Consider the following 11928-nt stretch of genomic DNA (forward strand, 5'->3'; position numbering starts at 1 on the left):
TCATCCGTAAGGGATCAGTCGCGCTTGCCCTTGCGCGGGATGTAGGACAGGGCCTTTTCATATGCAGGCTGCAGCTCTTCCTGCGAACCGACGTCGATGCCCATCTCGCGCACGCGTCCGTCCTTCAGGCTGTAGACCCAGCCATGCACCATCAGCTTCTGGCCGCGGGCCCACGCATCCTGCACGATGGTCGAGCGGCACAGGTTGGCCACCTGCTCGATCACGTTCAGTTCGCACAGGCGCGCGTGCTTGAGCTCATCGGTCTCGATCGCATCGAGGATGCCAGTGTGCTTCTGCATCACGTCACCGACGTGGCGCAGCCAGTTGTCGGCCAGGCCGACGCGGGTGTTGTGCAGGCAGGCATGCACACCGCCGCAGCCGTAGTGGCCAACGATCAGGATGTGCTTCACCTTCAGCTGGTCCACCGCGTACTGCACCACGCTCAGGCAGTTCAGGTCGGTGTGCGCGACCACGTTGGCGACGTTGCGGTGCACGAACACTTCGCCCGGGGCCATGCCGATGATCTGGTTGGCCGGCACGCGCGAATCGGAGCAGCCGATCCACAGGTATTCCGGGTGCTGCTGCTTGGCCAGCTGGTGGAAGAACTCGGGGTCTTCCTTCTCGATCCGGTCGGCCCAGTCGCGGTTGTTCTGCAGCAGCTTGTGGATGTCTTTCATGTTCGGGTCCCTGGCGTGGGGTGGGGGAGCGCCGCAGCCGTCCGGCTGCGTCGTCGCGGGAATCTGCGGCGTTCAGTCGCTGCGGGCGGCCTGTTCGCGGTGCCAGCGCATCCACTGCGCCAACTCGGTGGAAGAGGGGGTGCCCAGCTGTTCCAGTTCGGCGATCACCGCACGCTGGTTGGCGTCGGGATGGTTCTGGCTCAGCTTGAGCTTCATCTGCACATGTTCGACCTGGAAACGGAAGCCGATGATGGCGCGCAGCTCCGGGCCATGTTCGGCACGCGTGGCATCGAACTGCCAGGCCTGGCCGACACTGGCTTCGAAGCGGTCGCTGATCGCGCCGACCAGCTCCGCCAGCGCACCGGCATCGTCGAAGGTCTGCAGCTGGCCACGCAGCTCGGCAGCAGCGTAGTTCCAGGTGGGTACCCGCGCGGCGGGCTCCTTGTCCGGATACCAGCTGGCGGAGACGTAACCGTGCGGTCCATCGACCAGCACCTTGGCCGCGCCGCTGTGGCGCGACTGCGGGTTGGCGCGGGCCCAGTGGCCGCGCAGTTCGATCTGGTCGCCGTCACGCCGGTACAGCACCGGCATCCGGGTCAGCTCCGGCAGGCCATCGCTGCCGGGGGTGAGCACGGTAACGAACGGGTCGCGCGCCAGCAGGCGGTCCAGCCAGTGCAGGTCGGTCTCGGCGAAGGCGCGCGGGGTGAACATGCAGGGGTCAGGCGCGCCCGCCGAGTGACTGGATCATGCGGCCACGCAGGCCCTCGTCGCTGTCGGCCTGCGGCGGCTGCACTTCGTGCAGGCTGAAGCCGCGCACCAGTGCGTCCTCCTCGTCCAGGCCGTCGTACTCGACGAACTCGGCGTCGAACAACTGCGAACGGGCGGTGTCTTCGCTGTCGTAGCTCAGCGTGTTGCCATCGCTGTCGAGCACTTCGGCAGTGCCGGCCGGGCGAACGCGCAGGCGCGCCCAGATGAGGGTGTTGCCGAGGCTGGCCAGCCACCAGCTGTCGCGCGAGGCGGTGATGTCATTCATGAGCGTATTACCAGAGCGAGGCCAGCCAGAGCAGGGCGGCCATGCCCAGTCCGGCCAGCAGGGTCAGCAGCGATACCCAGGCCGGTGTCGCCAGCCCGGACAGCGAGCGGTCCGGTTGCTGCCGATAGTCGCGTCGCAGCAGCCAGGCCAGGGCATCGGGCTTGAGGAAGGCGCCGCTGCCGAAGCGCGCGGCGAGCGCCGGATGGCGGTCGCGCACGTGCACCAGGGTCAGCGGCCAGAAGATCACGAAGGCACTGAACCCGGCCACTGCAACGCCGACGAAACAGAGGGCGAAGAACAGGGTCATGGGGGCGGTACCTCCGTGGTCGTGTGGGGCTTAGAAGTCCGCGCTGCCCGGCGCGCGCGGGTACGGGATCGCATCGCGGATGTTGGACAGCCCGCAGACGTACACCACCAGGCGTTCGAAGCCCAGGCCGAAGCCGGCGTGCGGCACCGAACCATAGCGGCGGAAATCGCGGTACCAGCTGTAGTGCTCGCGATCCAGGCCGAACTGGGCCATGCGCGCGTCCAGCACGTCCAGGCGCTCTTCGCGCTGGCTGCCGCCGATGATCTCGCCGATGCCCGGGGCCAGCACGTCCATCGCGGCAACGGTCTTGCCGTCGTCGTTCAGGCGCATGTAGAAGGCCTTGATGTGCTCCGGATAGTTGGTCACCACCACCGGGCGGCCGACGTGTTCCTCGGTCAGCCAGCGCTCGTGCTCGGTCTGCAGGTCCAGGCCCCATTCGACCGGGAAGTCGAACTTCCTGCCGGACTTCTGCAGCAGGCTGACCGCGTCGGTGTAGTCGATGCGCTCGAACGGTGCGTTGATGAAGTCTTCCAGCTTGGTGATCGCGTTCTTGTCCACGCGCTCGGCAATGAAGGCCAGGTCGTCGCTGCGTTCGTTCAGCACTGCGCGGAACAGGTACTTCAGGAACTCTTCGGCCAGGCGCGCGTCTTCGGCCAGGTCGGCGAAGGCGATTTCCGGCTCGATCATCCAGAACTCCGCCAGGTGGCGGGTGGTGTGGCTGTTCTCGGCGCGGAAGGTCGGGCCGAAGGTGTAGACCTTGCTCAGCGCCAGGCAGTAAGCCTCGACGTTCAGCTGGCCGGACACGGTCAGGAAGGTTTCCTTGCCGAAGAAGTCGCGGCTGAAATCGATCGCGCCCTTCTCGTCACGCGGCAGGTTCACCATGTCCAGGGTGGACACACGGAACATCTGCCCGGCGCCTTCGGCGTCGGAGGTGGTGATGATCGGGGTGCTGATCCAGTTGAAGCCGTTCTCGTGGAAGAAGCGGTGCACGGCCTGGGCCAGGCAGTTGCGGATGCGGGTGACCGCGCCGAACAGGTTGGTGCGCGGACGCAGGTGCGCCACTTCGCGCAGGAACTCCGGCGACATCGGCTTGGGCTGGATCGGGTAGGTGAGCGGGTCTTCGACCCAGCCGACCACGTCCAGCGTGCTGGCCTGGATCTCGAACGACTGGCCCTTGCCCTGCGACTTCACCAGCGTGCCGGTGGCGATGACCGAGCAGCCGCTGGTCAGGCGCTTGATCTCATCGAAGTTGGCCAGGCTGTCGCCGGCCACGACCTGGATCGGGGCGAAGCAGGAGCCGTCGCTCACATTCACGAAGGCCAGATTCGCTGAACCGCGCACCGTGCGCACCCATCCGCGTACCGTGACTTCGCCGCCTTCCGGGATCTTCCCGGCAAGCGCATGTTCAACGCTGACCACCGTCATGACTTGAATCCTCTGCTGATCGACTCGATCTGTGAACACGGGAGTTTACCGGTTGCAGCGTTCTGCTTGCGAGGCATTTTTCGTGGCAACGGCTCCTTATAATGTCCCCGTACCTCTGGAGTAGCCCCATGGCCGTCAGCCTGACCCCCATTGCCTTCGAGCGCGTGCAGCGCTTCGTCGCCCAGACCCCCGGCGCGCTGGGCCTGCGTTTCGGCGTGACCAAGACCGGCTGCTCCGGCTGGGGTCACGTGACCGACCTGGCCCGCGAAGAGCGCGAGGGCGACACGGTGTTCGAGCAGGAGGGCGTGAAGATCTACGTCGACGCCAAGAGCCTGGCGCTGGTGGACGGCACCGTGATCGACTTCGGCAAGCATGGCCTGAGCGAGACCTTCACGTTCAGCAACCCGAACGCCACCGCCGAGTGTGGCTGCGGCGAGAGCTTCACCACCGACGCCGACAAGGCCTGAGGGCCGGCCACCGGGCATGGCCCGGCGCTGACCAGGCGTGCTCTGGTGGGCGCCGACCTTGGTCGGCACGCTGGGCTCGGCAGGGACCCCACGGATGGAACGACCGCTTTTCACCTATCACCCCAACGCCTACGACCTCTCCTTCGAAGAGGTCGAGGGGATCTGCGACTGCTGCGGCCAGGCGCGCGCGCTGCGCTATCGCGGACCGTTCTATACCCGCCTGCGCCCGGATTACCTGTGCCCCTGGTGTATCGCCGATGGCAGGGCTGCGGCCAGTTACGAGGGGGAGTTCACCGGCTGGAGCGATATCGAGGGGGTATCCCCGGATCCGGCTGATCCGCCGCCGACCATCGCCCGTGAGCTGCTGCTGGAGGTCTGCGAGCGCACCCCGGGCTACTCCTCCTGGCAGCAATCGGTCTGGTTGAGCCATTGCGAACGGCCCTGCGCCTTCCTCGGCTACGCCGGCAGCGACGATCTGCTGCCGATCCTCGACCAGGTCCGGCCGGACGTGGCGGCGGTCAATCCGCGCGACGCCGACTGGGTGCTGGAGCATCTGAGCCGGGACGGGATGATGGTCGGCTGCCTGTTCCAATGCCTGGAATGCGGCCAGCATCGTCTTCACGTCGATCTGGAATGAGCACGTGCCGGACATGGGCCGGCGCTCCCGTTCAGGTTGCCCGGTTTGCGCCCGGTTGCCCGGTGGCGCCGCTTGCCGCATAATGCGCGGCTTCCTGCCTCCCCGGCGGGAATCCTTGCCCCACCGCGGTCTCAACGGCGGGGGGCTGTCCGGCCGCAAGGCCACATCCGAAAGGTAGAAAAAACATGAGTCGTCATTACGAAATCGTGTTCATGGTCCACCCGGACCAGAGCGAGCAGGTCCCGGCCATGATCGAGCGCTACAAGTCGCTGGTCGAGAACGGCAACGGCACCATCCACCGTCTGGAAGACTGGGGCCGCCGCCAGCTGGCGTACCCGATCCAGAACCTGGTGAAGGCCCACTACGTGCTGATGAACATCGAAGCCGACCAGGCCGTTCTGAACGAACTGACCGAAAGCTTCCGCTTCAACGACGCCGTTCTGCGCAACCTGGTCATCAAGCGTGACGAGGCTGACACCGAGCAGTCGCTGATCATGAAGAGCAAGGACGAGAAGGGTGACAAGCCGGAGCGCGGTGAGCGCCGTCGTCGTGACGACGAAGAAGGCGAGTCCACCACCACCGCTGACAACGAAGCCGGCGACGACGCCGCTTCCGCCGCCTAAGGAGCCTTCCCATGTCCAAGTTCTTCCGTCGCCGCAAGTTCTGCAAGTTCACGGCTGAAGGTGTGAAGGAGATCGACTACAAGGATCTCAACACCCTGCGCCAGTACCTGACCGAGAACGGCAAGATCGTGCCGAGCCGCGTCACCGGTACCAAGTCGAAGTACCAGCGCCAGCTGGCGACCGCCGTCAAGCGCGCTCGCTTCCTGGCCCTGATCCCGTACACCGACAACCACGACGTCTGATGCCCGGCGGGGCGGCCCGGTGCCGCCCCCGCTGTGCCAGCTATTCGGACAGCCTTTGTTGCGGGGCATCGCCTCGCTAACGAATAACTCATCTGGAGCAATACCATGCAGCTGATCCTCCTGCAGAAAGTCACCAACCTGGGCAACCTGGGCGACCTGGTCGACGTGAAGCCGGGCTACGGCCGTAACTTCCTCGTGCCGCAGGGCAAGGCCGTTCCGGCCACCGAGAGCAACAAGGCCGAGTTCGAAGCCAAGCGCGCCGAATACGAAGCCAAGGCCCAGGCCATCCACGCCGACGCTGACGCCCGCAAGGCCAAGCTGGACGGCGCGAGCGTGACCATCCCGGCCAACGCTTCGACCGAAGGCAAGCTGTACGGCTCGGTCGGCGCCCGCGAAATCGCCGATGCCTTCACCGCTGCCGGCCTGCCGGTCAGCAAGAGCGAAGTCATCCTGGGCGAAGGCGCCTTCCGCAACATCGGCGAGTACGACGTGCTGATCCACCTGCACGCCGACGTCGAGACCACCGTCAAGGTCGTCGTCGTCGCCGAAGCCTGATCCCACGCCGCAAGGCCTGGCATCACCGCAGAACGGGCGCCCGCAAGGGTGCCCGTTTTGTTTTATGGCTCCGTTTCGTGGCGTGCGGCCACGTCCGGCCGACGGGGTGGGGCTGGACAATGTTCCACGCCCATTCGTAGAACACGGCCACATCGGTATACTCAGGGCGTCACACCCGTTCCACGGGCATCGATCCCAGTAGGATCAATGACTTGGAGGGTAAACGCAGGCCGCTTGCCGGCCCCAGTCCGGAACCCCTATGCGTCTTTCCACGATCAAGCTGTCCGGCTTCAAGTCGTTCGTCGATCCGACCACCCTGCACCTGCCGACCAACATGACCGGCGTGGTGGGCCCCAATGGCTGCGGCAAGTCGAACATCATCGATGCCGTGCGCTGGGTCATGGGCGAGAGTTCGGCCAGCCGCCTGCGTGGCGACTCGCTGACCGACGTGATCTTCTCCGGGTCCAATGCCCGCAAGCCGGTCTCGCAGGCTACCGTCGAGCTGATCTTCGACAACTCCGACCACACGATCTCCGGCGAATACGCCTCGTTCAACGAAATCTCGGTCAAGCGCACGGTCAGCCGCGACGGCACCAGCAACTATTACCTCAACGGCACCAAGTGCCGCCGTCGCGACATCACCGACCTGTTCCTCGGCACCGGCCTGGGCCCGCGCAGCTACTCGATCATCGAGCAGGGCATGATCAGCCAGATCATCGAGGCGCGCCCGGAAGACCTGCGCGTGTACCTGGAAGAGGCAGCCGGCATCTCCAAGTACAAGGAGCGCCGCAAGGAGACCGAGACCCGCATCCGCCACACCCGCGAGAACCTGGACCGGCTGGGCGACCTGCGCGACGAGATCAGCAAGCAGCTCGAACACCTCAAGCGCCAGGCCAGGCAGGCCGAGCAGTACCAGGCCCTGCAGGAAGAGCGCCGGGTCAAGGATGCCGAGTGGAAGGCGCTGGAATTCCGTGGTCTCGACGGTCGCCTGTCGAAGCTGCGCGAAGGCCTGTCGCAGGAAGAGACCAAGCTGCAGCAGCTGATCGCCGACCAGCGTGATGCCGAGGCCCGCATCGAGACCTCGCGCGCGCGGCGCGAAGAGGCCGCCGACGCGCTCAACACCGCGCAGGCCGCGGTCTACCAGGTCGGCAGCACGCTGGCGCGCCTGGAACAGCAGATCCAGCACCAGCGCGAGCTGTCGCAGCGCCTGCACAAGGCGCGCGATGAAACCCAGCAGGCCCTGGCCGAACTGGGCCAGCACATCAGCGGCGACGAGGCCAAACTGAGGGTGCTGCGCGAGGCAGTGGAGGCCGCCACCCCGCAGCTGGAAGCGCTGCAGGAAGAGAACGAGATCAAGCAGGAAAGCCTGCGCGAGGCCGAAGACCGGCTGGCCAGTTGGCAGCAGCGCTGGGAGCAGCACACCTCGCAGAGTTCGGAGGCGTCGCGCGCCGGTGATGTCGAGCGCACGCGCGTGGACTACCTGGACAAGCAGATCCTCGACGCCGACCGGCGTCGCGTGGCCCTGGCCGCCGAGCGCGCCGGGCTGGACGTGGACGCGCTGGAAGAAGCCTTCGAGCAGCTGCACCTGCAGCACGACACGCAGAAGGCCGCGCTGGATGAACTGAGCGAAGACGTCGAGCTGCGCAAGCAGGGCGTGGCGGCCGTGCAGGAACAGCAGCGCAATGGCCAGAACGAACTGGCCGAACTGCGCAAGCAGGCCAACGGCCTGCGCGGTCGCCTGGCCTCGCTGGAAACCCTGCAGCAGGCCGCGCTGGGCCAGGAGCAGGGCGCGGCCGTCGCGTGGCTGAAGGCGCGCGGGCTGGATTCGGCGGCACGTGTCGGCGAACGCCTGGACGTCGATGCCGGTTGGGAAAACGCGGTGGAAAGTGCGCTCGGCCAGCTGATCGAAGGCGTGCTGGTCGATGACCCGGGCAGCCTGGTCAACGCCCTCGGCGAACTCGGCGACGGCCACATTGCGCTGGTCGCCAGCGCGGATGCCGAGGTCAAGGCTGCACCGACGTCGCTGGCCGCACGCGTGCGTGGCCCGGCGGCGATCCGTCGCCTGCTGGCGCACCTGCATGGTGCCCGCGACCTGTCCGAGGCGAAGGCCCTGCAGGCCAGCCTTCCGGAAGGCGATTCGATCATCACCCAGAGCGGCGAGCGCCTGGGCCAGGGCTGGCTGCGCGTGTCGCGCTCCGGTGCAGCCCAGCAGGGTGCTCTGCTGCGCGAACGCGAGATCAACGAGCTGCGCGAGCAGATCGAGCAGCTGCAGGACCGCGAGGCCGAGCTGGAAGAACAGCTGGCCGGTTTCCGCGAGCAGTTGCAGGCGGCTGAACAGCAGCGCGAAGACGCGCAGCGTGCGCTGTACCAGGCCCATCGCGCGGTGTCCGAGCTGGCTGGCCAGCTGCAGGGTCAGCAGGGCAAGGTAGAGGCTGCACGCACGCGCATCGACCGCATCGAAGGCGAGCTGAAGCAACTGCAGGAAACGATTGAAGCCAACAACGCGCAGGCGCGCGAAGCGCGCTCGCGGTTGGAGAACGCGGTCAGCAGCATGGGTGATCTGGAGTCGACCCGGCAGCGGCTGGAGGGCGAGCGCCGCCAGCTGACCGAGGCGCGCGACCTGGCCCGCGATGCTGCCCGTGCAGTGCGCGAGCGCTCGCATTCGCTGGCCCTGACCCTGGAATCGCAACGTGCGCAGCTGGCCTCGTTGAGCCAGGCGCTGGAGCGCATGGGCACCCAGCGCGGGCAGCTGGATTCGCGGCTGGGCGAGCTGCATTCACAGCTGGACGAAGGTGATTCGCCGGTCGAAGCGCTGCAGGCCGAACACCAGAACGCGCTGGAAGAGCGCGTGCGCGCCGATCGCGTGCTGACCGAAGCGCGTACGTTGCTGGACGGCATCGACGCCGAGCTGCGCAATTACGAGCAGACCCGTCACCAGCGTGACGAACAGGCGCTGGCCCAGCGCGAGCGTATTTCGCAGCGCAAGCTGGACCAGCAGGCGCTGGTGCTGAGCGCGGACACCCTGCAGGGCGCGGTGGAGAAGGCCGGTTTCGTGCTGCAGGACGTGCTCAACGCACTACCCGAGGATGCGCGCCTGGGCGACTGGGAGCAGGCCGTGCATCAGATCGACGCACGCATGCGCCGGCTGGAGCCGGTCAACCTTGCGGCCATCCACGAGTACGGCGAGGCTTCGCAGCGCTCGGATTACCTGGATTCGCAGCACACCGACCTGACTACGGCGCTGGAAACCCTCGAGGATGCCATCCGCAAGATCGACCGCGAGACCCGCGGCCGTTTCAAGGACACCTTCGACCGCGTCAATGCTGGCGTGCAGGCGCTGTACCCGCGCCTGTTCGGTGGCGGCCACGCCTACCTGGAGCTGACCGGTGAAGACCTGCTCGACACCGGTGTGACCATCATGGCGCGCCCGCCGGGCAAGCGCGTGTCCAGCATCTCGCTGCTGTCCGGCGGCGAGAAGGCGATGACGGCAGTGGCGCTGGTGTTCGCCATCTTCCAGCTGAACCCCGCGCCATTCTGCCTGCTGGACGAGGTGGACGCGCCGCTGGACGAAGCCAACGTCGGCCGGCTGGCCAACATGGTCAAGGAAATGAGCGAGAAGGTGCAGTTCCTGTTCGTCAGCCACAACAAGGCGACGATGGAGGCCGCGCACCAGCTCTCGGGCGTGACCATGCGCGAACCGGGCGTCAGCCGCCTGGTCAGCGTGGACCTGGAAGAAGCCGCGCGATTGGCGGGCGCGGCCTGACGTGCCATCCTAGTTACCTGAATGAACTAGCCGGAGAACCTATCGAATGTCCGACACGGCACTGTTGCGCATCGGCATCCTGGCCGCCGGCCTGCTGTTGATCGCCGCGATCTTCCTGTTTGGCCGTCCGAAGAAGAAGCCCCAGGGACGCCGCGTGGAAAGCGCGGAACCGGCCAGCGGCGAGCGCCGCGAACCGGTATTGGGCGAGGACGGCGTTGTCGTGGCCGATGGCCGCGTCGAACCGGGCATGGGCACGGAAGGCGAACAGGCCGAACTCGGCCTGGGCGATACCGACCCGGGCGCCAGCGATCTCGGCAAGCGCGCCACCCAGGATTTCGACAAGATCGTTTCGCTGTTCGTGGCCGCCCGGGCCGGCGAGCAGCTGCGCGGCGAAGACATCGTGGTAGCGGCGGAGAAGACCGGCCTGGTGTTCGGCCACATGAACGTGTTCCACCGTCTGGTGGAAGGCCATCCCGAGCGCGGGCCGATCTTCTCGATGGCCAGCATCATGAAGCCAGGCAGCTTCGACATGGCCAACATCCGTGCCATGGAAACCCCGGCCATCGCCTTCTTCCTGACCCTGCCGGCGCCGCTGACCGCGCTGGATGCCTGGGAGAAGATGCTGCCGACGGTGCAGCGCATGGCCGAACTGCTGGATGGCGTGGTGCTGGATGACAGCCGCAACGCCCTGGGTCGCCAGCGCATCGCGCACATCCGTGACGAGCTGCGCGCCTACGACCGCCAGCACCAGGCGCCGCCGCTGACCAAGACCCCGCGCTGGTGAGCCCCATGGCGTGCCGACCAACGGTCGGCACCCACAACAGTAGATCCACGCCCTGTGTGGATGGGGTCTACGCCGGTACGCCGGCCACCTTGGCAAACGCGCGGCGGAACGCGGCCATCTCGTCCTCGCTGCCGACGGTCACGCGCACGTGCTGCGGCCAGATCGGCCAGCTGCGCCCGATCACCACACCGTTGTCGGCCATCGCCTTGGCGAACGTGCTGCCGTCGCGTTGCACGTCGACCACGAAGCAGTTCGCTTCCGACGGCAGGCAGCTGAAACCACGCTTGCCCAGCCATGCGATGGTGGCCTGGCGCACCTTGGCGTTCTGCAGGCGACGCTGCGGAATCAGCTGCGGATCCTGCAGGCTGGCCAGCGCCGCCGCCAGCGCGGGCACCGGTAGCGGGTTGTCGCCGGGGCTGGCCAGCTCGCGCAGACGCTCGGGATGTGCGGCCGCCAGGCCCAGGCGCAGGCCGGCCATGCCGTACAGCTTGGAGAATGTACGCAGTACGATCAGATCGTCGCGCTGCGCCACCTGCGCGATCAGGCTGGGCTGCTCGCTGTATTGCAGGTAGGCCTCGTCGACCAGCACGCGGGTGGAAGCAGGCTTGTGGGCCAGCAGCCAGGCGAGCTCATCCGGTGGGCTGATCGAACCGGTCGGGTTGTTCGGATTGCACACGTACAGCAGCCCGGTCGGGCGCGCATGCGCGGCTGCGACCATCGCACGCAGGTCGTGTGCGCCGTCATTGCGCAGCGGCACCTTCTGCACGTGTGCACCATGTGCGGCAGCGACCTCGCCCAGGGTCTCGAAGGTGGGGTCGGCCACCACCAGTCCCGCCTGCGGGCCGGTCCACAACGTGGCGGCGCGGTTCAACGGTTCGCTGGAGCCCGGATAGAGGCGCACATGGTCGGCCGGGATACGGGCCTGCTCGATGAAGGCATCGCGCACCTGTGCCGCCAGGGCGAAGCGGTAGCGGCCGCAGCTGGCGATGCTGTCGCGCGCCGCCTGCTGGGCAGCGGGGGAGGGGCCGTAGGGGCATTCGTTGAAGTTCAGTAGTACCGCGCCTTCGGCAGGGGCCGCACCGACGGTGGCCGCGGATTGGGCCTGGCCACGCAGCGGCAGGCCGCTGCCGGCGACGGCAAGGCTGGCACCGGCCAGCTGCAGGAAGCGTCTACGGGAGTCAGGCAGGGTCATGGGCAGGATTCCGATGGGGCCGTCGCACGCTAGCGCCGGCGTGAGCGGGCGGCAAGCTGCTTTTTGTGGCGTCGAGCCATGCTCGACTACAGACGTGCCAACCAAGGTTGGCACCTACCGGAGCGGGGAGTGCCCGTCGAGCACGCTCGACGCTGCAAAGGCGGGGCGTTACAGGGCCTGACGGCCGGGCGCGGTAGAATCCCCGGCCATCCCAGAACCACCG

The 11928-nt window shown here is 67.0% G+C and carries 13 protein-coding genes; 7 read left to right on the top strand and 6 right to left on the bottom strand.

The genetic code is table 11. The features are described 5' to 3' along the window. Positions 1-14: 14 nt before the first annotated feature. The 5 genes from can to asnS all read right to left on the bottom strand — a co-directional run bounded on the left by can (position 15) and on the right by asnS (position 3442). A complete protein-coding gene (gene can, locus AC5P7A_RS02470) occupies positions 15-677 on the bottom strand; it encodes a carbonate dehydratase (protein WP_010480460.1) in 663 nt (220 codons plus the stop codon). A gap of 72 nt (positions 678-749) precedes the next feature. After that, the gene (locus tag AC5P7A_RS02475) at positions 750-1388 is read right to left on the bottom strand and encodes an FMN-binding negative transcriptional regulator (RefSeq protein ID WP_197606236.1); all 639 of its coding nucleotides are present in this window, start codon (positions 1386-1388) and stop codon (positions 750-752) included. A 7-nt stretch (positions 1389-1395) separates the two neighbouring features. Beyond that, the gene (locus tag AC5P7A_RS02480) at positions 1396-1710 is read right to left on the bottom strand and encodes a hypothetical protein (RefSeq protein WP_006453002.1); all 315 of its coding nucleotides are present in this window, start codon (positions 1708-1710) and stop codon (positions 1396-1398) included. A gap of 7 nt (positions 1711-1717) precedes the next feature. After that, positions 1718-2017 (bottom strand): hypothetical protein, encoded by a 300-nt coding sequence (locus tag AC5P7A_RS02485; protein WP_005410232.1) that lies wholly within the window; start codon positions 2015-2017, stop codon positions 1718-1720. A 30-nt stretch (positions 2018-2047) separates the two neighbouring features. Further along, the gene (gene asnS / locus AC5P7A_RS02490) at positions 2048-3442 is read right to left on the bottom strand and encodes an asparagine--tRNA ligase (protein WP_111207034.1); all 1395 of its coding nucleotides are present in this window, start codon (positions 3440-3442) and stop codon (positions 2048-2050) included. A gap of 128 nt (positions 3443-3570) precedes the next feature. Between asnS and AC5P7A_RS02495 the strand changes: the two genes are divergently transcribed. The 7 genes from AC5P7A_RS02495 to zipA all read left to right on the top strand — a co-directional run bounded on the left by AC5P7A_RS02495 (position 3571) and on the right by zipA (position 10513). Beyond that, entirely contained in the window at positions 3571-3909 is a 339-nt protein-coding gene (locus AC5P7A_RS02495) for a HesB/IscA family protein (protein WP_046431542.1), read from the top strand. Positions 3910-4003: 94 nt separating this feature from the next. Then, positions 4004-4546 carry a CbrC family protein gene (locus AC5P7A_RS02500; protein ID WP_049442463.1) on the top strand — a complete coding sequence of 181 codons (543 nt, stop codon included), beginning with the start codon at positions 4004-4006 and terminating at the stop codon, positions 4544-4546. Positions 4547-4731: 185 nt separating this feature from the next. Beyond that, positions 4732-5169, top strand: coding sequence for a 30S ribosomal protein S6 (gene rpsF / locus AC5P7A_RS02505; protein WP_006452997.1), 438 nt, complete (start codon positions 4732-4734; stop codon positions 5167-5169). An 11-nt stretch (positions 5170-5180) separates the two neighbouring features. Continuing rightward, entirely contained in the window at positions 5181-5411 is a 231-nt protein-coding gene (rpsR, locus tag AC5P7A_RS02510) for a 30S ribosomal protein S18 (RefSeq protein ID WP_002804494.1), read from the top strand. A 105-nt stretch (positions 5412-5516) separates the two neighbouring features. Beyond that, the gene (gene rplI, locus AC5P7A_RS02515) at positions 5517-5966 is read left to right on the top strand and encodes a 50S ribosomal protein L9 (protein ID WP_014647660.1); all 450 of its coding nucleotides are present in this window, start codon (positions 5517-5519) and stop codon (positions 5964-5966) included. A gap of 259 nt (positions 5967-6225) precedes the next feature. Then, positions 6226-9729, top strand: a complete 3504-nt coding sequence (gene smc / locus AC5P7A_RS02520) for a chromosome segregation protein SMC (RefSeq protein ID WP_481452804.1) — start codon at positions 6226-6228, stop codon at positions 9727-9729. Between the two features lie 46 nt (positions 9730-9775). After that, positions 9776-10513, top strand: a complete 738-nt coding sequence (zipA, locus tag AC5P7A_RS02525) for a cell division protein ZipA (RefSeq protein ID WP_014647658.1) — start codon at positions 9776-9778, stop codon at positions 10511-10513. A 67-nt stretch (positions 10514-10580) separates the two neighbouring features. Here the strand turns inward: zipA and AC5P7A_RS02530 are convergent, their stop codons facing one another. After that, positions 10581-11705, bottom strand: coding sequence for a pyridoxal phosphate-dependent aminotransferase (locus tag AC5P7A_RS02530; protein WP_049420860.1), 1125 nt, complete (start codon positions 11703-11705; stop codon positions 10581-10583). Positions 11706-11928: the final 223 nt, after the last annotated feature.

It is taken from the genome of Stenotrophomonas sp. YJH_SMC_65 (genome assembly GCF_059369475.1).

What these genes read in the sequence shown, in the direction of transcription:
- can (WP_010480460.1), bottom strand. Translation starts at nt 677, where the DNA reads ATGAAAGACATCCACAAGCTGCTGCAGAACAACCGCGACTGGGCCGAC.
- AC5P7A_RS02475 (WP_197606236.1), bottom strand. Translation starts at nt 1,388, where the DNA reads ATGTTCACCCCGCGCGCCTTCGCCGAGACCGACCTGCACTGGCTGGAC.
- AC5P7A_RS02480 (WP_006453002.1), bottom strand. Translation starts at nt 1,710, where the DNA reads ATGAATGACATCACCGCCTCGCGCGACAGCTGGTGGCTGGCCAGCCTC.
- AC5P7A_RS02485 (WP_005410232.1), bottom strand. Translation starts at nt 2,017, where the DNA reads ATGACCCTGTTCTTCGCCCTCTGTTTCGTCGGCGTTGCAGTGGCCGGG.
- asnS (WP_111207034.1), bottom strand. Translation starts at nt 3,442, where the DNA reads ATGACGGTGGTCAGCGTTGAACATGCGCTTGCCGGGAAGATCCCGGAA.
- AC5P7A_RS02495 (WP_046431542.1), top strand. Translation starts at nt 3,571, where the DNA reads ATGGCCGTCAGCCTGACCCCCATTGCCTTCGAGCGCGTGCAGCGCTTC.
- AC5P7A_RS02500 (WP_049442463.1), top strand. Translation starts at nt 4,004, where the DNA reads ATGGAACGACCGCTTTTCACCTATCACCCCAACGCCTACGACCTCTCC.
- rpsF (WP_006452997.1), top strand. Translation starts at nt 4,732, where the DNA reads ATGAGTCGTCATTACGAAATCGTGTTCATGGTCCACCCGGACCAGAGC.
- rpsR (WP_002804494.1), top strand. Translation starts at nt 5,181, where the DNA reads ATGTCCAAGTTCTTCCGTCGCCGCAAGTTCTGCAAGTTCACGGCTGAA.
- rplI (WP_014647660.1), top strand. Translation starts at nt 5,517, where the DNA reads ATGCAGCTGATCCTCCTGCAGAAAGTCACCAACCTGGGCAACCTGGGC.
- smc (WP_481452804.1), top strand. Translation starts at nt 6,226, where the DNA reads ATGCGTCTTTCCACGATCAAGCTGTCCGGCTTCAAGTCGTTCGTCGAT.
- zipA (WP_014647658.1), top strand. Translation starts at nt 9,776, where the DNA reads ATGTCCGACACGGCACTGTTGCGCATCGGCATCCTGGCCGCCGGCCTG.
- AC5P7A_RS02530 (WP_049420860.1), bottom strand. Translation starts at nt 11,705, where the DNA reads ATGACCCTGCCTGACTCCCGTAGACGCTTCCTGCAGCTGGCCGGTGCC.